The sequence below is a fragment of the Nostoc cycadae WK-1 genome, assembly GCF_002897135.1.
Taxonomy (GTDB): domain Bacteria; phylum Cyanobacteriota; class Cyanobacteriia; order Cyanobacteriales; family Nostocaceae; genus Nostoc_B.
Window position 1 is genome coordinate 330,897 of sequence record NZ_DF978426.1, and the last position, 21,946, is coordinate 352,842.

General features: G+C 40.9%; 18 protein-coding genes and 1 pseudogene. 13 read left to right on the top strand and 6 right to left on the bottom strand.

The features are described 5' to 3' along the window. Positions 1-33 precede the first annotated feature (33 nt). The 6 genes from NCWK1_RS10960 (at position 34) to NCWK1_RS10985 (ending at position 5,264) form a co-directional block, all read left to right on the top strand. Positions 34-633, top strand: a complete 600-nt coding sequence (locus NCWK1_RS10960; protein WP_096575563.1) for a HEAT repeat domain-containing protein — start codon at positions 34-36, stop codon at positions 631-633. A 40-nt stretch (positions 634-673) separates the two neighbouring features. Further along, on the top strand, positions 674-1,513 hold the full coding sequence (locus tag NCWK1_RS10965; RefSeq protein ID WP_103124737.1) for a phycobilisome rod-core linker polypeptide: 840 nt from the start codon (positions 674-676) through the stop codon (positions 1,511-1,513). Between the two features lie 151 nt (positions 1,514-1,664). Then, a complete protein-coding gene (locus tag NCWK1_RS10970; RefSeq protein ID WP_103124738.1) occupies positions 1,665-2,408 on the top strand; it encodes a phycobilisome rod-core linker polypeptide in 744 nt (247 codons plus the stop codon). A 253-nt stretch (positions 2,409-2,661) separates the two neighbouring features. Then, a complete protein-coding gene (locus NCWK1_RS10975; RefSeq protein ID WP_096575569.1) occupies positions 2,662-3,375 on the top strand; it encodes a phycobilisome rod-core linker polypeptide in 714 nt (237 codons plus the stop codon). 111 nt (positions 3,376-3,486) lie between these two features. Continuing rightward, a complete protein-coding gene (locus NCWK1_RS10980; RefSeq protein ID WP_096575571.1) occupies positions 3,487-4,254 on the top strand; it encodes a phycobilisome rod-core linker polypeptide in 768 nt (255 codons plus the stop codon). Positions 4,255-4,802: 548 nt separating this feature from the next. Further along, entirely contained in the window at positions 4,803-5,264 is a 462-nt protein-coding gene (locus NCWK1_RS10985) for an orange carotenoid protein N-terminal domain-containing protein (RefSeq protein ID WP_103124739.1), read from the top strand. Positions 5,265-5,418: 154 nt separating this feature from the next. On the opposite strand, the gene NCWK1_RS10990 is transcribed toward NCWK1_RS10985, so the two are convergent. Together NCWK1_RS10990 and NCWK1_RS10995 are read right to left on the bottom strand one after the other, a co-directional pair. After that, positions 5,419-6,225 (bottom strand): carbonic anhydrase, encoded by an 807-nt coding sequence (locus tag NCWK1_RS10990; protein WP_103124740.1) that lies wholly within the window; start codon positions 6,223-6,225, stop codon positions 5,419-5,421. 151 nt (positions 6,226-6,376) lie between these two features. Beyond that, positions 6,377-7,888, bottom strand: coding sequence for a hydroxysqualene dehydroxylase (locus NCWK1_RS10995; RefSeq protein WP_103124741.1), 1,512 nt, complete (start codon positions 7,886-7,888; stop codon positions 6,377-6,379). 120 nt (positions 7,889-8,008) lie between these two features. Here NCWK1_RS10995 and NCWK1_RS11000 point away from each other — a divergent pair, with 120 nt between their 5' ends. Continuing rightward, positions 8,009-8,584, top strand: coding sequence for a Uma2 family endonuclease (locus NCWK1_RS11000; protein ID WP_103124742.1), 576 nt, complete (start codon positions 8,009-8,011; stop codon positions 8,582-8,584). Between the two features lie 36 nt (positions 8,585-8,620). On the opposite strand, the pseudogene NCWK1_RS11005 reads toward NCWK1_RS11000, so the two are convergent. Next, positions 8,621-10,114 (bottom strand): annotated as a pseudogene (locus tag NCWK1_RS11005) (ISNCY family transposase). A 532-nt stretch (positions 10,115-10,646) separates the two neighbouring features. Further along, entirely contained in the window at positions 10,647-11,519 is an 873-nt protein-coding gene (gene aroF / locus NCWK1_RS11010; protein WP_096575583.1) for a 3-deoxy-7-phosphoheptulonate synthase, read from the bottom strand. Positions 11,520-12,121: 602 nt separating this feature from the next. Here aroF and NCWK1_RS11015 point away from each other — a divergent pair. The 4 genes from NCWK1_RS11015 to NCWK1_RS11030 all read left to right on the top strand — a co-directional run bounded on the left by NCWK1_RS11015 (position 12,122) and on the right by NCWK1_RS11030 (position 16,532). Beyond that, positions 12,122-12,616, top strand: coding sequence for a hypothetical protein (locus NCWK1_RS11015; protein ID WP_096575585.1), 495 nt, complete (start codon positions 12,122-12,124; stop codon positions 12,614-12,616). 72 nt (positions 12,617-12,688) lie between these two features. Then, a complete protein-coding gene (locus NCWK1_RS11020; protein WP_103124743.1) occupies positions 12,689-13,441 on the top strand; it encodes a pentapeptide repeat-containing protein in 753 nt (250 codons plus the stop codon). A 348-nt stretch (positions 13,442-13,789) separates the two neighbouring features. Next, positions 13,790-15,577: a sensor histidine kinase gene (locus tag NCWK1_RS11025; RefSeq protein ID WP_103124744.1), complete on the top strand. Its 1,788-nt coding sequence runs from the start codon at positions 13,790-13,792 to the stop codon at positions 15,575-15,577. 130 nt (positions 15,578-15,707) lie between these two features. Further along, positions 15,708-16,532: an SDR family oxidoreductase gene (locus NCWK1_RS11030; RefSeq protein ID WP_096575591.1), complete on the top strand. Its 825-nt coding sequence runs from the start codon at positions 15,708-15,710 to the stop codon at positions 16,530-16,532. 56 nt (positions 16,533-16,588) lie between these two features. Here NCWK1_RS11030 and NCWK1_RS11035 read toward each other — a convergent pair whose 3' ends face one another. After that, on the bottom strand, positions 16,589-18,178 hold the full coding sequence (locus NCWK1_RS11035) for a glycoside hydrolase family 57 protein (protein WP_096575593.1): 1,590 nt from the start codon (positions 18,176-18,178) through the stop codon (positions 16,589-16,591). Positions 18,179-18,796: 618 nt separating this feature from the next. Here NCWK1_RS11035 and NCWK1_RS11040 point away from each other — a divergent pair. Next, entirely contained in the window at positions 18,797-19,354 is a 558-nt protein-coding gene (locus tag NCWK1_RS11040; protein WP_187308118.1) for a DUF2808 domain-containing protein, read from the top strand. Positions 19,355-19,407: 53 nt separating this feature from the next. Here NCWK1_RS11040 and hemW read toward each other — a convergent pair whose 3' ends face one another. After that, a complete protein-coding gene (gene hemW, locus NCWK1_RS11045) occupies positions 19,408-20,589 on the bottom strand; it encodes a radical SAM family heme chaperone HemW (protein WP_103124745.1) in 1,182 nt (393 codons plus the stop codon). Positions 20,590-20,838: 249 nt separating this feature from the next. Here hemW and NCWK1_RS11050 point away from each other — a divergent pair, with 249 nt between their 5' ends. After that, positions 20,839-21,915, top strand: coding sequence for a PIN/TRAM domain-containing protein (locus NCWK1_RS11050; RefSeq protein ID WP_103124746.1), 1,077 nt, complete (start codon positions 20,839-20,841; stop codon positions 21,913-21,915). Positions 21,916-21,946: the final 31 nt, after the last annotated feature.

Genomic DNA, 21,946 nt, shown 5'->3' on the forward strand with positions numbered 1-21,946 from the left:
GACTCTTGACCATTGACCATTGATCATTGACCAATGACTGATGAACTAATTCGTGCCGTCGCCGAAGCCGTCACACCAGCAAAAATGGTGACAGCAGTGCAGAACTTGGCAGCAACAAAAGATATAGCTGCAATTCCTACCCTAATTGCTGTGTTTGGTTATAACAACCCAGTTGCCGCAGGGGTAGCTGCAACTGCCCTCACAGAAATGGGAGAAATCGCAGTACCACAGCTAATATCTCAAATTGATGACTATAACTATGGCGCGCGGGCTTATTCGATTCGCACTTTAGCTGCGATCGCTGACCCTCGTGCTTTAGATTTATTAATCAGTGCCGCTGCTACAGACTTTGCCCCTAGTGTCCGCCGTGCTGCTGCCAAAGGTTTAGGAAACTTGCACTGGTCTATGCTAGATTTTCCCGCCAGCCATACAGCGCCCAAAAGAGCCTTAGAAACACTTATATTTATTTCTCAAGACTCTGAATGGTCAATTCGGTATGCTGCTGTTGTTGGTTTACAAGCCTTGGCAAAAAATAGCGATTTACAACAGCCTATTTTTGCCAGACTCAACCAAATGCTCACAACAGATACCGAAAAAGCAGTCCGCGCTCGCGTACAACTAGCCTATCGTTAATAAGCTTGTTTATCTACCATAAAACAAGGTAAAAGTAAATATGTCAATACCATTACTGGAATATTCACCAAGTTCTCAAAACCAGCGGGTAGAAGGTTACGAAGTACCTAACGAAGACACCCCAATTAGTTATCGCTTATCTGCTGCCACTGACGATAAAGATATTGATGCCATCATCTGGGCAGCATATCGGCAAATTTTCAGCGAACAACTAATTCTCAAAAGCAATCGCCAATCTTTCTTAGAATCACAACTGCGGAATCGGGCAATTAACGTCCGAGACTTTATTCGTGGCTTAGGTAAGTCGGAAGTTTACCGTACTCAAGTAGCAGACATCAACTCCAACTACCGTCTAGTAGACATTACCTTGAAGCGGTTTTTGGGACGGGCTGCATATAATAAAGATGAGGAAATTGCCTGGTCAATTGTCATTGCCACCAAGGGCTTGCATGGGTTTATCGACGCATTGCTAGACAGCGACGAATATCAACAAAACTTTGGTGACGACATCGTACCTTACCAACGCCGTCGCTTCAAAGACAGACCCTTCAACTTAGTTAACCCACGCTACAACAATTACTGGCGCGATCGCCAGACCCTCAACTTCCTTGGTGGTCGTTCCTTCTACAGTGCGCGTACCACAGGTTATGCAAGCAAAGAAGAAATTCGCCGCGTCATTCCTAGCAACTTCATGGCAATGGCTGGGAACATAATTACTAACGAACGTAATTATCAACGTGTAACCGCTTCCGTTGTCTCCCAAATCAGAGACATGAAGATTCCCGACAACAGCCGTGAAACTGGTACACCCCAACCAACTGTTAAACCCACAGCCGTTGCTCTACCTTACCGTTATCTTCCAGGAAACCGCACAACTTAGGAGGCAGAAGGCAGAAGGCAGGAGGCAGGAGTAAGAGAATTTTTACTCAGCAACGCTACTTGCTACAACGGAGGGAACCTCCGCAACGCAGTGGCTCCTCAGCACTCAGCACTCAGCACTGTTGAAATGACAAAGGACAAATCCTAAAACTATGGCAATACCTTTACTCGAATACAAACCCAGTTCTCAAAACCAGCGTGTTTCTGGTTACGAAATTCCTAACGAAAATACTCCTAGACCCTATCGCATAGAAAACTGCGCTGAGAATAGTGATGTTCAAGAATTAATTTGGGCAGCCTATCGGCAAGTATTTAGCGAACACGAAATCCTGAAATTCTTCCGCCAAGGCAACTTAGAATCTCAGGTGAAGAATCGCGCCATTACTGTACGCGACTTTATTAGAGGCTTGGCTAAGTCTGAAGCTTTTCGGACTTTAGTCATTGAGACCAACTCTAACTACCGTTTAGTAGAAATTGCCCTCAAACGGTTTTTAGGCCGTGCGCCTTATAATAAAGATGAAGAGATTGCTTGGTCAATCAAAATAGCAACTGCTGGTTGGGACGGTTTTGTTGACGCTTTAATCGACTCGGAAGAGTATCTCACCAACTTTGGCGAAAATATAGTTCCTTACCAACGCCGCCGCTATAAAGATAGACCTTTCAACCTAGTTACCCCTCGCTACGGTAACTACTGGCGCGACAAACTAGAAGATGCTCGCTATATAGAAGGCGACATCAAAAACTTCTTGGCTTTGGCTAATTCCATCAATATTAGAACCGTCACCTATACACCGGTTAACCTAGCCAATATCAAAATTCCCGACACCACCAGAGATACCACACCCCAAGGTATTCCCGTATCCATCAGTTCCAGCGCTAATTTCCCCGTGCGGTAAGGGCTTTTTTTCAGTGGTTTGATAAAGGTATAAGAAGGATACAAAGTTTGCAATAGCCAACTAACAACCTTCTAAATGTTTTTCCGTCTAGTTACTAAATTATTAATTAAAGGTAACTAATACCAATTGGATAAATAATGGACTTCAGACATAGAAAGCAGTTTCTTAATCTAAAATCCAAAATCTAAAATCCCAAATGGTACAGACGGACTGGGTATAAGATGCCAACCTTATTCTCAAGGCGGTCTTTAGTATGGCATTACCTTTACTCGAATACAAACCCACAACTCAAAATCAAAGAGTTAGTAGCTTTGGTACGGCAGATATTAACGAAGATACACCCTATATCTACCGTATAGAAACAGCCAACTCTCCTAGTGAAGTTGAAAGACTAATTTGGGCAGCTTATCGCCAAGTCTTCAACGAGCAGGAAATTCTTAAATTTAACCGCCAAATAGCCCTAGAAACCCAACTTAAAAATCGGTCAATCACGGTTAAAGACTTTATCCGAGGTTTGGCCAAATCAGAGCGATTTTATCAGCTGGTTGTCACACCCAATAATAACTATCGGCTGGTAGAAATGTGTCTGAAACGTTTGTTAGGTCGCGCTCCTTACAATCGGGAAGAAGAAATAGCCTGGTCTATTCACATCGCCACTCGCGGTTGGAATGGATTTGTTGATGCTCTGATTGACAGTGAAGAATACACTCAAGCTTTTGGTGACTACACTGTACCCTATCAGCGCAAACGCATGACCGTAGAACGACCATTCAGCTTTACTCCCCGCTATGGTGCTGACTATCGAGAACGTGCAGGTATTGTTAACACCGAGCGTGATTATTCTTGGTCTTATATATCTGGCAAGAAACTTGATGGGACTGCACTATTGGCCGTATTACTGGTAATGTCCGCAGGAATAACTCTCTTGCTGGTACTAAATTGGTTAGGAATTAATACTGGCTTCTAACCTAATGCGGGACAATAGATAAAGCATGAGTGAGGATTTGAGTTATCAAACCTCCTCATTTATCACCAGCTAAATCTCTGTGTAATCTTTTAATAAGAGGAAAAAAGCAGCATGGCTCTGCCATTACTTGAATACAAACCCAGCAGTCAAAACCACCGTGTTAAAAGCTTTGGTGTTGCTGACCAAAATGAAAATACACCCTATATCTATCGTATAGAAGATGTCAGTTCTTACACTGATATCCAAAGCATCATTTGGGCAGCTTATCGCCAAGTTTTCAGCGAACATGAAATTCTCAAGTTCAACCGCCAAGTAACTTTAGAATCTCAACTCAAAACTGGCGCAATCTCTGTGCGTGACTTTATCCGTGGTTTAGCCAAGTCTGAGGCTTTCTATCGTTTGGTTGTTTCTGTCAACAATAACTATCGTTTAGTTGACATTGCCCTTAAACGCTTATTGGGTCGTTCTTCTTATAACAAAGAAGAAGAAATCGCTTGGTCAATTGTGATTGGCACCAAAGGTTTTAGTGGCTTCGTTGATGCGTTATTAGACAGTGAAGAATATACCCAAAGCTTTGGCGAAAACACCGTACCCTACCAACGCAAACGCTTGGTAGACCGTCCACACAACTTGGTTACACCCCGCTACGGCGAAGATTTCCAAGAAAAAGCAGGTACAGTTCAAACCGACTGGCGCTTTACTTTGGAGAAATTCTACAGCCGCAAGTCCCAAGAAAAACGGCTTGCAGAAGGCGACCCACGCAAGTTTGCAGATTTGGCAGCAGCCATCAATCCAAGTGGTAACTATGGCCAAAGACTCTCGTCTTTTGATATCGATTACCTAGCCGCAGTGCCTTACCGTGGTGGTAACAGACGCTAAGATTGAAAATCTAGTTGTCTAAAATTTTATACTGGGTCTAGTTTTTGCGTTGATGTAATAACCAACAGCTGATGTGTAGTTGGATGTTGCATTGAGTGGAAGCTAGACCCAGTAGTTTTTGTGGTTATTTTGAATACTAAAAATTTCGGATAGTGAGTAGCGCAATGCAATAGAAAATTCTACTGCTCATACTACAGTAGGAGGCAGGAGGCAGAAGGAAAAGTCTTACTATTCCTGGCATTCGAGCTTTCAAGTTGTCCTAACATATCTGACTACCGCTATATATTTTCATGATTCATAATTATATTTACATTTAAAAATAATTAAACCTGTGGTACGAGCGATCGCACTCTTCTATTTGAGTGTAATCCGTTATTGATTAGCTGCTCGTGTATGATTTACATCTGTCAAAAGCGGCAAAACTCATTTATGTCTCCAGTAGGGTTAAAGCAAAACGCTTGATTTATAGGATTTTGAGAGTGAGCGACAGCTAACTATCCTGAGTAATTTTCATTACTGAGTTTAATTCAAGCGATCGGAGATATTTTATGACTTACGCAACCGACGAAAGCACCAGACAAGCTGTAGAACAATTTCGCCAGTTTGATGTTGATACACAATTAGCTTTATTGTGGTTTGGCTATCTCGATATCAAAGATGAATTGCTTCCATCAGGAAACGATAATGCTGAAGTAGATACAGCTAATGCTGTTTATGATCAAATCCTGGCTTTGCCAAAAGAACAGCAATTGCAAGCGCAACGTGATATCGCCGGCTGTGCAAACAGTGATATTAGTCGTACTTACACCGCTTTACATTCTAGTGGCAAATTGGAATTGTGGTTACGCCTAGCACAGGGTATGGAAAGTGATCAGATTATTACTGTACCTTCTGACTATGAATTACCAGAAGAAACAAATGATTTTGTCGAAGGCGTGGAAAACCTGGATTTGGAACAGCGCATTGATTTTATGCGGAGTGTTGTCTTAGAAATGGGTGCGAAGCAATAAGCAGCTATCTTAACGACGCACCCAGAAGAATAGTCGAGTTTTCCTGAGCGATCGCAAAAGCTATTTCGGCAAATCCTGTTATAGTAATTGCGATCGCCAAAAAATATCTGAGCGAACCGCCGTAACTTGAGAAAAAGCGGAACCTACGCCTCGACTAAGTTTTCTCAGCATTGGTGCTTTCAAAAACTACACGCTGGTTTAAGGCTTGAATTGGACGAGCATTATCAGGAAATAGTTGAGTAAATTTAGCTATCTGTTCCCTAGATACTTGGATGGGAGTTTCCATGATGTACCATTTCACGTTTTCTGAGCAGGGTGGAGTGGTGAGAGAACCAGAATAGGTGAGAAATCTGCGTTCTGCTGGTAAAAGTACAGAAGCGTTGATGATGCTATCTTTGAGTCGGTTTTCTTCTCCTGGTTTTTGGGGTATGGCATCCCAAATTGTTTGTAGATTGGGGTTAAAATCTCCAGCTTTTAAGAATACACCAACTACGGCTAAATCGCCTGCTTGACTGCGGTGAACAAAATGCAGTTCCATATCATATTCTTCGCCGTTAATGTGATGTTCGCTGGGGTGGTGAAAATGGAACTGAAGCAGATGATAAATTTGGCGATCGCTCTCAATAAAACTTCCTGGTTGATAATTAACTTGAATCGTTTTGCCATTATTAATTAAATTTAAAGGCGTTGGCTGATATTTAACTACCAATAAATCTTGATTATTTTTATCTAAACTTTTGACACTACTGACTTGTAAATCAATTGGTGTTTGTCTTTTACCTGTATAACAAAGTTCAAAATCTGGTGAAAGTTTAGCCCAATATTCTGGCCCTTGTTTGCCGATATAGCCCCAATTTGTTGTAGCTGCGGCTGGGGAAGTTACACAATTAGAAACAGATGTTCCTAACGCAGTCATACCTAATAACTTTAGTAGTCGCCTTCTGTTGAAAATCTTACTCATACTAATTTTGGATTTGTGATTAACAGCGTTGATTAGAAGGTTAATTTATAAAGTACAAAAAACTATCAAAACATCTCATGCAGTAGACTATTTATCGGTGCGTTAGGCTAACGCCATAACACACCCTAATGAACTTTGATTAATTTTTGGGTTATGGCAACCAAAAATTAGGCAAGATAGACTTACTTATTTGGCGGACTGTTTCGTTGAGCGATCGCCCAATTTTGATATGCACTTCATCTTCTTGTACAGGTAAAATCTCAGCAGGTTGACCTTCACCTAAATAAGACATGACAAAATTTGCTGCTTCTAAGCCTGTGACATAAGCTTTTTCTTGCGACCATGAACCGTGACGGTTAATAATCCAATCACCACTCATAAACACATTGGCAAAACTTGTCCTAGCTGGCAACATAGAACTATAGCTACCTGGCGCAAAGTGCGTTACCGCATTTGGCAAGCGAATTACACTACTATCAATTACTTTCGCCTGTTTAAATGCTGGTATACAAGTTGCTAAATAATTCTGCACAATTGGAATAATTTCTTCATCACTTAAATTTAAAAATTGATTAGCATGATAAAAATCAGCCTCAATTACTGTTCCTGGTTCATCTTGATATTCATCATGCAAAGCATTTAAATCAAAAAATGTCCATCCAGTAGTTGTATCAAAGCCAAAACAAGCATTAGAAGGACGCGGAATCTCAATTTTGCGGTCAAACCACAACCGCGTTGCCAAAACATCAATTGCCCCTAAATTACCTAAATTCTGAAATTCTTTCCGGCTTTGTAAGCTGGGACTGGAGGAAACAATTTTCTTCATCCCAGTGATACCAACAGCAAAAACTACAGCATCAGCATCAAATACTTGCTCACCGCAAACCACACCAGTAGCGCGATTATTATCATCAACAATTACATCAGTTACACGATGCTTTGGTAATACTTTGCCACCAGCTTTGGCAATTTTTTCTACCCAAGGACGGAAGATTTTTTCGCCTACAGTTCCCCGACACCAAACCACATCAAAATTAGGTTGATGCGCCAGAATAAAATAATAAAGCATTCCTAATGTGGCAGCGGCAGAACATTGTTCACCAGGGGCAAATAAGCCCACCAACAACATTGGCTCAAACGCATCACGATAAAGTCTGGCAGATACACCAAAATCTTTAAATAATTCCCGCGCCGTCACAGAATCATAACGCCGCCAAGCTGCATCAGAATTGTCAAAATCAACTACCGCATATAGTAAAGGTAAGGCGCTGAGACGATCAATTAATGGCAGGCGTTGAAAGTGAGTATAGAGAAATGTGCCTAAAGGTGCAGGTAGTTGAGGTAATTCTTGAAAAATTGGTGATTCTACTTCTAAACCTGCGGGTGAATATTGAGCAGAACGAGTCCAGGTAGTGAAGGGATTAATGTCTAATTCGTTGATCAGGGCAAAAATATTTCTGTAAGGATACCAAAAGCCATGAATACCGGCTTCTACAGATTTACCGCCTGGGGTTTTCCAACCTGCAACAAGTCCACCAGGATAAGGGCCTGCTTCCAAAAGTGTTACATCATACCCTTGCTTGGCTAAATGGTAAGTTGCGCCTAAACCAGCCCAACCTGCACCAACGACTACCACACGTTTTTGTTGTGACGCTTCTACCATCTTGCTCTCCGATTGTTTCCACCCATCAATTAATGTATCCGAACTTGCGTTCAGGCGGAGATGGATATTTTCTATGACAAAATAGTTTTATTGTCTTGAAGACGATGCGGCTTACAAAATATGGTTTCTACAATCAAGCACCGCTACACTTTGGATGAATATCGCGCAATCGAAGAAAAAGCGGAAGGACGCAGCGAATATCGAGATGGAGAAATTGTACCCATACCAGGAGGAACACTCAAACATAGCCGTATCGGGGGCAATATATTTGCCTTTCTCAAATTTTTGCTGCGGGATCCTCAATTTGAACCAATTAACAGCTATTTACGCCTATGGATTCCTGAATATCGGCGGGGTGTATATCCAGATGTAATGGTTTTTGACGGCGAACCACAACTAAATGAAGAACGCTTAGATGAAGTATTGAATCCTACTGTAATTGTTGAGGTCTTATCTCATACCACCGCAGATTATGACCAACAACATAAATTTCGGATGTATCGCGCCATTCCTAGTTTTAGCGAATATTTATTAGTTGAACAAGATGAGCCTTTTGTCGAACGTTATACCAAGCAAACGCAAGGTTGGTTGCTGAGTGATTTTAAAGGTTTAGAGGCTTCGATTTCTTTGGAGTTAGTTGGGGTTGAGTTACCAATGGCGGAAATTTATCGCGGTGTTGTATTTGAATGTAGTTAAAAAATTTGCTGTTTTTTTCTAGAAGAGCAAAGTTTGCTAGAGAAGTAACGTCTCAAGAGTATCCAAGAAAGCTTCAGGATTTCGACGGAATCGAAGTTGTTGAATGCGATGAAGTTGATGTTGGCGTAAATCAGAGCGTAATTGTTGCCAATTCTGTACGCAAAAGAGAGCCAAATCCTGGGCTGTAAAACAATGAAGTGCAGTAGCAATGGCTGAAGCTAATTGAACTGTGCCTCGAATTACAATTGATGAAGCAGCGACTTTACGACCAGTACAACGACGTTGATGATGTCGTAAAACACCAAAAGCCTGTTCAAGGTCATTATTGGTTCGAGGTAAACCTTCAACCTCATAACAATGAAAAAGTCCAGACCAATAACTACGAGTAATCTTTAAGAAATGAGTAATACCAGGCTCTAAAGTATCTGCTTTACCTTTCTGATGTGACATGGAATCGAGTAAAGATTGAAAACTTTGTTTGACTTCAATTGCATCAAGGCCAGTTTCGTTGTTCAGAATCTCTGCGGCTTGATAAATCCAGTTATAAGCAACAGTAATTGGAGCAAATAAAGATGCTGTTTGTTCCAGTCCTTTGGAAACAATTTGTTTGAGCTTGATTAAGGGTTTTGGTAAGCCCCTTTTTTAGCCACCCGTTCTAGACTTGCTTCAATTAAACTTAGACGTTCTTGTAGTTTTAATCCAGAAGCGTCTAGGGGTGGACGACCATCATTCGTCAAGGAGCCACGTACAGCTAAACAATATCCACGAACAACTTCAGACGTAGCTTGGTCACACTCATTAATACTACGTTCAATCTGGCGTATACCCCGAACCTGCTTTTTTAGTTCCTTCTTGGCGTGCCTATCCGCTTCATAAATCACCTTGGCTGCTTCCAATAAAAGAGTGAAAATGGCATAAGCCATGAGCTATTCCAGGTAATGCCAGTTCCACAGCTTTGCGAATTGACTGTTGTCCGTCACTTATTACCCCATCAATCTTTACATCAAGAGTATTTTTCACCTCTAATAGTAAAGCGGCCAAATCCTCATTTCTTGACGATAATAAGGTTTTTGCAAGTATTATTTCTCCTGATAAACAATCTCGAATCACCCATAGTACTTCATGCCCAACATCCGGTTGCATCCCATCAATTGCTAATATCAATCTCCCTTGTTTTTTGGCGATGGCTTTAAGTCTTGAGTGGTCACTTAACCACAGTGCGACCAATTCGTCATATCTTTCTAACAGGTAAATAACGCTTCGCTCGCTTACTTCTACACCGCGATTACGAAGTTGTTGATGAATTTGAGGTATGCTTCTGTGTTCTTGATAGCGCAACGCTCCTACCAGTGCAATCACATCTAACCCGAATTCCTGTTGTGGTAATGCCCACGAACCTTCCTGCTCTGGTCGATACTTAATTTTGTAACGCTCACAAGATCTATTTTGACAACGGCGAATTTTCAACAGTAGTTGTATCACTCCTTTAAGAGTTCTCACACGTCGCAGATTGTTGTACTCATTCCACATGGGTTTGCCGCAACTCGGACAATTCTGTTGCACGCATTCTAGTACTTCAGATGATGTCGCTTTTGGTTGAGGGCTTTTTCTTGCCATTCATGCACCACATATTCTCTGTGTTCCCTAGTTTACTTGAATATCTGACCCTCTCTAGCAAACTTTGCGCTTCTAGTTTTTTTATCGCATAAATTCGTGTCGTCACGACAGGGTTTTGTGTCGTGACGACAAGGTTTCGTTTCATAACGACAGGGTTTCATGTCGTGACGACAAGGTTTAGTGTCGTCACGACAAGGTTTTGTTTCATAACGACAGGGTTTTATGTCGTGACGACAGAGTTTCGTGTTGTGACGACAAGGTTTCGTGTCGTGACGACAAGGTTTCATGTCATACATACTTTTACTACAACAACCAAGCAAACAAATCTTTAACAGTCAATTTCATAATCAATTTTGTTTCACGCAGAGGCGCAGAGGTGTGGAGAGTATTAATCAAACTCTCATTTCTCTGTTTCCTCTGTGTCTTGTGAGGTTCGTTGAAAATCTTAAGCCGCGCAACAAATAGGGGCAGGTGTTAAACCTACCCCTTTGTTCTCTGATATTCTGCGTCCTACGGCAGTTGCTACGGGCTTTAAAGCATCCACTAAATTCACCATGTCTTCTAAAGATAGTGCTTGACGGGCATCGGAAACAGATTTTTCTGGTTCTGGGTGACATTCAATAATCAATCCATCTGCACCACAAGCTACAGCCGCTTTGGCTAAGGGTGCGACTAGTTCTCTTTTGCCGACGGCATGGGAAGGATCTACAATTACGGGTAAATGAGTAATTTGCTTGAGGGCTACGACTGCACCTAAATCTAAGACGTTGCGGGTGTAATCATCAAAACTGCGAATGCCGCGTTCGCACAGCACTACATTGGGATTTCCATGACTGAGAATGTATTCAGCAGCCATAACGAATTCTTCAATGGTGGCGGCTAAACCACGTTTGAGCAGAATTGGTTTATCAACTTGTCCCAAGGCTTTGAGTAAGTCGAAGTTTTGCATATTGCGACTGCCAACTTGCAGCATATCAGCATGGGCGGCGACTACTTCAATTTGAGAAATTGCCATAACTTCTGTAACTACTGGCATGTTGTAGAGCGATCGCACTCTCGCTAAAACTTCTAATCCGGCTTCTGCCATTCCCTGAAAAGCGTAAGGTGAGGTGCGGGGTTTGTAAACACCACCGCGTAAGGCTTGCACTGATGAAATTGATAGCTTTTGAGCAACTGTTTCCATTTGTTCTAAGCTTTCGACGGTACAAGGGCCACCAATAATTACTAATTCTTCACCACCGAAGGCGACTGTCTCTGAGAGTTTAACAATTGTTTGGTGATCAGAATGAGATTGTGCGGCAAGTTTGGCGTTAATCATGGTTGAATTCTCCGAAAGTATGAAGTATGAAGTCTAAAGTCTGAAATGAGGAAAGTCTTTAGCGTGAATTTAATAAAAAAGCCCGGAACCTGAGAGTTCCGGGCGCGTTCTGACAAATCGGCATGACGCTATTTACCCGGAATTTGGTTTGGGCCAAAAGTAAAAGCTGTAAAACCAGTTGTGGATATTAGTCATCATGCTCAATACTCCTAAAAACAAAAAAACCGCAGAGTGGTCTTCTGCGGTTCATCGGGCGGTTTCCAATCGGAAACGTGACTCACTCCCGGTGAACCGCCTTACGCCAAAAATAAAAGTAGTAATTGTGGCTGAACATATATACTGCGCTGAGATACAAAATTAAATATGTAGCTTCCTTGAGCTTCACAATAACAAAAGCGATCGCTTGCGTCAAGCACCACACAACATCAAAAAAACGATAGACTCATTACAACTCTGGGAATGGAGATTTGTGGCAGGTTGGTAACTGAAAAATAAGCTCAAGGGCATGAAAATAAAGAGAATCAGTTCTCCTCAGCCCTGACAAGCTTGGTTATGCAACTTTTCACGAACACATATACTTTTGCGGAAAACTCAGTTTTATGATGCCCAGTTCCAAAATCTTCAGCAAATCTTTTGATGCTCATGAAGTTTACCCTTGCCCAGTTTGTCGAGTAGGTAAGATTTCACAGATGCCATTAATGGAGACTATGGCTTGTGATTTCTGCCAAGAGATTTTTACTGTCAATTTAGAGCAGCAGCAAATCAAAATGCCTTCGCGGCAACCGCCTTTAGTTTGGCGGTGGAATGGCTTTAGTTGGACAGAAGCCCAGTTAGAAGGTGTGGAATTGGGTTGGGGTTATGGAATAGCAGCGATGGCTTTTGTCTTTCTGCCTACAACTTTAATTGGCATCGTCGCTTTTTACTTCCCCCCATCTGTGGATTCTCCCCTCAGTTGGATACCATACATCTGGACTATCTTAACTTTTTTGTCACATTTATCCATCGTTTTGTGGATTATTGTTGAGGTTTATCAAATTCCTGTTGCAGCATATTTCCGAGCTATAAATCGATGGCGAAATGGAGAAATAGGAAGATGACGGGGATACAGATAAAAAGGGACAATAACCATTGACTATTGACAACTGATTATTGACTAATAACAACATCCTATGAATGAGTTGGAGCGATATTATCGAGTCTTAGAATTAGAGCCTGGAGCAACACTTGACGAAGTAAACCAGGCTTATAAAGATTTAGTCTTTGTGTGGCATCCCGATCGCCTTCCCAAAGATAATATCCGCTTGCAACAAAAAGCTCAAGAAAAACTCAAAGCAATTAATGAAGCGCGGGATAAATTGCGCTCTGTTAACGGCAATTCTAGCAATGGGAAGCATCATCACGCGCCGCACCATCAGTCACCTCAATCAAATGGGAATCATTATCACGCGCCGCATTACCAGTCACCTGAACCAAATGGGAAGCATCATCACACGTCGTACTATCAGTCACCTGAACCCAAAAGATCACCGCAACCCACACCGCAACCACCAAAACCAGGTTCAGATTTGAGTGGTAAAGATTTCAGTCGGGCAAATTTAAGTAACAAAGATTTATCTGGGAGAAACATGAGTTATGCCAATTTAAGTGGTGCTGACCTCAGTGATAGTTTTATGCACAAAGTTATACTCCGAGGTGCAAATTTGTCAGAAGCAAATTTATTTAGGGCTAACCTACTTTTAGCTGACCTCAGAGAAGCAAATTTACGTAATACTAACTTAATTGGTGCAGATCTCAGTGGCGCTGATTTGCGGGGAGCCGACTTAACCGGCGCACGTATTCGTTCGGGCGATCGCTTGCTAGTTAAACTGATTGGTGCTAACTTAGCAGGTGCAATTATGCCAGATGGTAACACTCATAGTTAATAATTCACCAATAAGTGCGATCGCTATCTGTCTTAACTAAGTCTGACAAATGGCGAACCTAGATCAAAATATTATTGATTTTGGCGAAGTTAGAGCAAACTTTCAGCGTTTTTTCCTGTTTTATGTTCCGTCCCGACATAAAGAATGTCTCTGCATCCCATCGGATTTATAGATAAAACTTAAGTATTTCAACGAATTTCAAATTGAGATTTATCACAGAAAATGTAGCAATCAATATTTTTGTTGCATCTCCTGCATTTTTCCGGCTGACATTAGCTTAAGAAAGTATGGCTGACACTAGATATTTAAGTTAGGCTAAAGCCATTTGTGTGGGGATAACAAATATATATGCGATCTGCCAAGACTAAAAATGTTTCTGTGAAAGATAATCAGACTAATAATTTCTCTACAAAAGAGTCTGTAACTCAATCGTTATTAAATCATCAAAGTTGGATTATTGGGCTAATAAATAATCTTAGTATCAGTAAAAAAATTGCTTGGGGCTATACTTTAGCTCTCAGCGTTGCTGTTGTGGGAACAGTAGCAGGGTTTATCCTCGGAGATTACTATCAGCGACAAGCCATAATTCAAAAACAAGAAAAATGGCAAGAAAGTCAGCTAATTCGTAATCTTCATGCTGTTTTATTAGAATTACAAGCGCATCAAGGAAAAATCTTAGTTTTTACAGATTTAGCACATTGGCAAGAAGAACGCACTCATCTAATACAACATTCTACTGAACTCCAAGAACTTTGGTCAGAACTGAAAACTTATGCCAATCGGTATCCTAATAAAAAGATATCTGATTTTTTGCAAACTTATGAAAGTAGTTCTATAGTTTATAGCCAGCAAATAATGGCAGTATTAAATCAAGGTGATACATCTAATTTAAAAGCTGAAAATATAGCCATAACAAAAAAACAACTGTTAACTTTAACTCAGAGCAATATATATATTAAATTACATGAAAGTACAGATGCTTTAGATAAATTACTAGAAGCTTCCGAGGGGAGTTTTCAACGCAAAGAAATAGCTGTACTCGCTACAGAGAAAGTGCGAGACAGAATTATTATCATCAGTATGCTGTTATCGGTGGCGATCGCTATTGTACTAGCTCACTACACCAGTCGCGCGATCGCTCGTCCACTCAAAGCGGTTCACGATATCGCATTAAAAGTTACCCAAGAATCTAACTTTAGTTTGCAAGCACCAGTTACCACAGCCGATGAAGTGGGGATGTTAGCCGACTCTCTCAATCAACTCATTCAACGAGTTAATACTCTTTTAGCAGAGCAGAAAGCCGAAGCATCTCGACAGTTAATTCAAAATGAAAAAATGTCTAGTCTCGGACAGATGTTGGCGGGAGTAGCACACGAAATCAATAACCCAGTCAACTTTATGTATGGGAATCTTCAGCATACTAACGCTTATTTTCAGAATTTATTAATGCTACTTGAAGCTTACCAAGCTAAAATCCAAGATGATGAACTAGTTGCGTTAGCTGAAGAAATTGACTTAGACTTTATCAAACAAGACTTGCCAAAATTATTACAATCTATGCAAGTTGGTGCTAAACGCGCCAAAGAAATTGTTTTAAGTTTGAAAAACTTTTCTCGTTTAGATGAAACTGAATTTCATGCAGTAGATATCCACGCTTGTATTGAAAGTACATTATTAATTCTGAATAATCGTTTAAAAAAAAGAATCGCTGTAGTTAAAAAATATGGAGAATTACCCAATATTGAAGGCTATGGTGGTGCATTATATCAAGTATTTATGAATATTTTATCGAATGCCATTGATGCTTTAGAAGAGTCAGAGAATGAAGAAGCATCTCAAGAAATTATTATAACTACCCAATGTCTCGATGAAGAGTGGATACAAATAAAAATTGCTGATAATGGTTCCGGGATTTCTCCAGAGTATCAACAAAAGATATTTGAAACTTTTTTTACTACTAAACCTATTGGAGTAGGTACAGGTTTAGGTTTATCAATTAGCTATCAAATTGTCGTAGAAAAACATCTCGGTCAGCTAACTTGTGAATCGGAAGTTGGCGAAGGAACCACATTTGCGATCGCATTACCTATCAAGCGTCCAAATGCTAATGATAATTCAGCGAAATATAGCACATAAACAATATTGAATCATAAATCTCCACTATTTAAAATAATAGATATTTTGTGACTCTAGAAGACGTAATATTATTTATGTCACAATTAATAAAAATACAGCCCATAAGAGTCAAGTAAGAGAAAACTTATCAATGAATATTGCCATCATTGGTTGTGGTTATGTTGGTTATGCAGTAGCTAAATATTGGCAGCAAAAGATGACTTTTGTTGTTACCGCTACCACAACTACCCCTGAACGTATCCAAGAACTACAAACGGTAGCGCAAAAAGTCGTAATTGCTAAAGGAAACGACGCTCAAACACTGCAATCAGTTTTGCAAAATCAAGATGTAGTGTTGCTTAGTGTGGGTGCAAAAGGCGCAAATGTATATGAAGAAACTTATTTAGAAACTGCCAAAACTTTAGTTGGGCTTTTGCCGCAACTACCTAAAATCAAGCAAATTATCTATACAGGTAGTTATTCTGTTTATGGCGATCGCAATGGTGCTACAGTCGATGAAAATACACCAGTAGAGCCAACTCATAGTTCAGGAATAGTTCTGAGAGAGACAGAAAAAGTTTTACTCTCAGCCGCCAGTGAGAAATTGCGAGTTTGCATCTTGCGCTTGGGCGGGATATATGGAACTAATCGAGAACTGATTAAAATCTTTAGTCGCGCATCTGGTACAACTCGTCCCGGTAATGGCGAAGATGTCACGAATTGGATTCATCTTGATGATATTGTCGGTGCGATTGAATTTGTCCGTCAACAACACTTACAAGGTATTTATAATTTGGTGGATGATGCACATTTAAGCAGCCGAGAATTACTAGATACTTTATTTACCAAACACAATTTGCCTAACGTGCAATGGGATAGTTCCCTCAAAAGTAACCGCCCATATAATGCCATAGTATCCAATCAAAAAATCAAAAATGCGGGATATCAATTAATTCATCCGCAGATGATTTTTTGAATTGAAGTTATCGATAAATATAGAGACGTTGCATTGCAACATCTCTATCAATCAATTTACAAAGGACGATAAACGCGATAGTTAATTTCCGGGAAGATATTATCCATTAACTCGACTTTTTCTAACCAACCGCTGTCAACTTTCCCGATTTTGATATCTTCATAGAGTTTATTAAACCGCATCAGGTGCGATCGCGTCCGGCGTACAGCATAAGGAACCATTGTCCCTGTTCGCATAATAAATGCCCAGTCCGAAGACTGCGCTAATAAAACTTCCCGTGCTGCTTGGTTCAACGCCCGCCATTCCAACTCATCCGCAGGTTCCAGCTTAGAAATTTCAATCATCCGTTCTGCGGCTTTGTGCAAATGCTGATAAACCCAAGCATTTGTTTCATTTAACCAATATTCGTGAAAACCTTTGTAACCCCAACTCGATTGGGAAGGACGACACACTTGTTGCGATGGTTCTGCTCTGAGATAATCTGCCAAGTGAGTCATTTGATATGTACCTTGGTCATACCACGACTTACGGAATAAGTAGTCAATGAACCAAGGGCCTTCATACCACCAATGTCCGAATAACTCTGCATCGTAGGGCGAAACAATAATCGGCGGACGCTGCATAATTCCGTAAAGATGTTCAGCTTGCCGTTCGCGGTTATACATAAAGTTGGCAGCGTGTTCGGCGGCTTTTTCCCTTGCCCAATAAGGATCATATAGTGCTTTATCTGATAACCCTAAACCCCGCCCGGTAATTTTATGGTACTTAATCCCTGTATTTTTTCGCTGACCATTGGGCATGATGTAGGGTTTGATGTAGTCATATTCTGCCTCCCAGCCCAAATCTTTGTAAAATTCTCGATATTCGGCTGCACCAGGATAGCCCACCTCAGAAGACCATACCTGCTGTGAAGATTCATGGTCTCTACCAAAAGCTGCAACACCTGTTTCTGTAAAAATCGGCGCATAGCTACCAAAACGGGGACGAGGACGAGCGTAGAGAATACCATGCCCATCTGTGAGAAAGTAACGTAGCCCAGCATCAGCCAGCATCCTCTCCAGCCCTTCATAGTAGGCACATTCCGGCAACCAAATACCTTTAGGTGGACGACCGAAGGTTTGTTCGTAGTGTTCGCAAGCTACTTGAATTTGCGCCCACACGGCTTGAGGATACATTTTCATTAATGGCAAATAGCCGTGGGTAGCGCCACAAGTAATAATTTCTAAATTATTACTGTCTTGGAATTGTTTAAAAGCAGTTACCAAATCACCGTTGTAGCGCTCCCACATTTCCCGCGCTTCGTTAAACTCAGTGGCGTAGTGTTCAGCCAAATAACGAACATGGCCGTTTTGGGCATTATGCTCAATTTCTAGTTCTGTAAGTTCCTCTAATTTGGCTAAGTGAGCATCATAGCGTTCTTGCAACAGGGGGTCGCGCAGCATTGACACCAAAGGCGGTGTCATACTCATTGTGATTTTAAAGTCAATGCCGTCTCGCTTTAAGCCTTCAAAAACTTTTAGTAAAGGAATATATGTTTCGGTAATGGCTTCATAAAGCCATTCTTCCTCCAGCACATAGTCACTTTCTGGGTGACGAACGAAGGGCAGGTGTGCGTGAAGTACAAGCGCGACGTAGCCAATAGCCATAGTAATTTTGGGGTGATACTTGTAAATTTAAGGTCGAGGGGTCTAGCAGAAATTAACAATATTTTAAGACCTTCTGGGTATCGTCGTAGCCTGATTGTATGGAGAAAGTTGGATTAGGAGATGCAGTGCATATTTCGACTGCACTCCATAACCAAGGGGGTAGGGGTGTGGAGTTGAGGAAATTCTCTGTCAAAAGGGAATTTTCAACTAATCTATTAGACTTCAGATAACAGTATTGAGGTTACTGTTATGTAATTACATTTTTGCCAATTTTTAGTTTTTACAGGAAGAAAAATCTTACTTTTTAATTCTCATCAAATAGTATGTAATTCAAGTAAACTCACTTGAATAAACTCCCTTAAGATAGAGGTAGTTTGGCTATTTGTACATAACTGAACACCCCTAAAACCATCGTTTTGTGAGCCATATACTGCTGAGAAAATACAATATTTATTCTCACTTTTTAGCTATTACTAACATAAAAAAATAATTGCTATACTGAAAAAACACTAAAGACAACGAGGAATTTCTCAGCAAATTTATAGACAGTTGCTGAGAGTTAGTTATGGGTGATGACACCCATTTCCTGAGTTAACGAGTTAGACAAAAAATAAAAATATGAAGTACGTCAGCAGCTTTTTAAGCACGCTGTTCATTGGTGTAGGCATCTGTTCCTTACCTCAATTTGCAGCGAATGCAGTTACTTTAGGTAGTGGTGCGATCGCTTTTGCTCAATCACCAACTCTCATCAGTGCTAGTACGCCACACAATGAAACAAGTGTGTCTGATACTACATACTACTTCACCGTGAAAGTCCCAGCAGCAGCCGGAGAATCGTTGCAACAGTTGACTTTTACTCAAGTCACAGGTACAGAAGAAATTGAATTTAACCCAAATGATACCGTTGCTTTTGTGGGTACACGCGATCGCCGTGGCGAAAAGTTAGCAGTCAAATCTGTAGTTACCAACGACAAACAAAACTTCACAGTCACCTTTGCTAATCCTGTACCACCAGACCAAACAGTAACGATTGGTTTGCGGACTTATCGTAATCCTTTCAATGATGGTGTCTACTTATTTGGTGTAAAAGCCTTTCCCTCTGGACAGCAAACAATTGGTCAATTTCTAGGTGTAGGTCGTCTGCAATTTTATAAAGACACTTACTCGGAAGGTTAGAGAATGGGGATATGTGTAGAGACGCAAAATTTTGCGCCTCTACTTTTTACGCGTTAATCCAATTTATTAAATAAATCAGCCAAAACTACATTAGAAAATAAAAACCCTTCGGGGTCAGTTAATTGCAACCTTCCTGCTGCAACTTTTACCCAACCTTTTGCAAAATAAGGTTGCAAACATTGAAAAATTTCCGCTATTTTTCCTTCGCCAAACTCTGCTTCTAATCTAGAAACACATACACCCTCAGCCAAACGCAAACTCAACATTAAAGTTTCTAACAATACCTCGGCGGGTGGTGTGACTTCACAATTAATTATGCTGCCAGCTTGCACCCATTGATAATATTCTTGAGTTTTGCGCGGACGAGTGTAGCGTTTTCCTTGTATGTAACTTGCTGCACCCATCCCAAAACCATAATAAGGGCGGTTTTCCCAATACACTCGATTATGCTGACACTGATGTCCAGGTCGCGCATAATTAGAAATTTCATAATGCTGATAACCTGCACCAGTCAATACTTGCTGACCCATCTGGTACATTTTGACTGTAGTTTCATCTGTAGGTAGAGGATTATCTCCTGATTTGTAGTAGCGTCCAAAAGCCGTTCCTGGCTCAATGGTTAAATCGTAGATAGATATATGCGTCGGGTTAATAGCTACTGCTTTTACTAAAGAGTCAGACCATTGATCTAAAGACTGATGTGGCAGCCCAGAAATCAAATCTATACTAAATTCGGGAATCTCGACTTTGTGAATTAATTCAATAGCTGCAAAGATATCTTTAACTGAGTGCGATCGCCCAGCAACTTTTAACAATTCTTCTTGAAAGGCTTGTACACCCAAACTTACCCGATTTACACCCAAATTGCGATAGCCTGTAATATGCGCCAAATCGAATGTTCCCGGATCTACCTCCATCGAAATTTCTACTTCCGACGCAATCCCAAAACGTTGCTCTAACGATTCTAATATCTTTGCCAACTGCTCAGTTGAGAGCAGCGAAGGAGTACCACCACCAAAAAAAATTGTCTGCAAAAATTGTCCAAAATTAGGGGTGATGGCAATTTCTTGGCATAAAGCTTCTACATATTGGGAGATTGTACCCGATGTTTCACCCCGCAAGCGATCGCCCACAACAGACACCGGGAAATCACAATAAAAGCACCGCCGTCTGCAAAAAGGTATATGTATATAAGCAGAACCAACAATGCCAGAAATATCAAGTGCTGATTTCATTTTGAGACATAATTACTTAACTTAACAAAGAATTACAAATTGCCAAAATAATGAGTTTATTTATGGTTTTTTATCGTTTTACAACAAAACCATGCAAAATATTAAAATAAAGGTCTTTAGTTATAATATTTGCAGATATTCCCTGCTTCACACCTTAGTCTAAGTCAATATTCATTATTGTGTCTTAGCGATGAAATCAAAAGCATTTGACTTTATCGGGTAAAACAATTGCAGGAAAACAAAACAACCATGCTTGATGCCATTATTATTCTCTCATTCATTCTGGCAGCAGCAGGCATAGGTTTCTACAGCACCGATCTGCTACCTGATGGCACCCTAGATCGAGTGACCAACCTAGAAGCTTTACGCCTCACTGTTGCCGTCTTTGCCGCTATTATTGGCGGTGCAGTTGGACTGAGTTTCCAGACGACTTATCGCCGCCTAGAAGCACAAGTCCGCGAAATGCCACTGGAAGTCATCTTAACGCGTGCCATTGGATTAGTCATTGGCTTACTACTAGCAAACTTAATGCTGGCTCCACTATTTTTGCTACCCATACCACCCGACTTTAGTTTTATCAAACCCTTGGTAGCAGTTGTTGGCAGTATTATTTTAGCCGTTACAGGCATGAATTTGGCAGACACTCACGGGCGAGGCTTGTTGCGATTAATTAATCCCAACACCGTGGAAACAATGGTAGCAGAAGGTACATTAAAACCTGCAAATACCAAAGTTTTAGATACTAGCTGTATTATTGATGGTCGTATTGAAGCACTACTAGAAACAGGGTTTTTAGAAGGGGCAATTATCGTACCACAATTTGTATTACAGGAATTGCAGCAAGTAGCTGATGCCAGCAAAGACCAAAAGCGGGTGCGGGGAAGACGCGGTTTAGAAATTCTCAACCGTATTAAAGAAGATTATCCAGATCGCATCTTAATTAACCCCATTGACTACGATGATATTGCAACAGTCGATGCGAAATTAGTCCGCTTTGCCCAAGAAATCAACGCGATATTGCTAACCAACGACTACAACTTGTCGAAAGTAGCCAGCGTGCAGAAAGTACCCGTGTTGAACGTCAACGATTTAGTCAACGCCGTCCGTCCTACTTATTTACCCGGTGACAACCTCGACCTGAAAATTCTCAAAGAAGGGAAAGAACCAAGTCAAGGTATTGGTTATTTAGATGACGGGACAATGGTTGTTGTGGAAGAAGGTAGTAGTTATGTAGGGGGTGAACTGCGGGTAGTAGTCACTAGCGCCTTACAAACCTCCGCCGGACGCATGATTTTTGCTAAACCCCAAGCTTCAGCCATAGCGTGAGGGAAATGTCAGGTTCAATCACAATTAAATT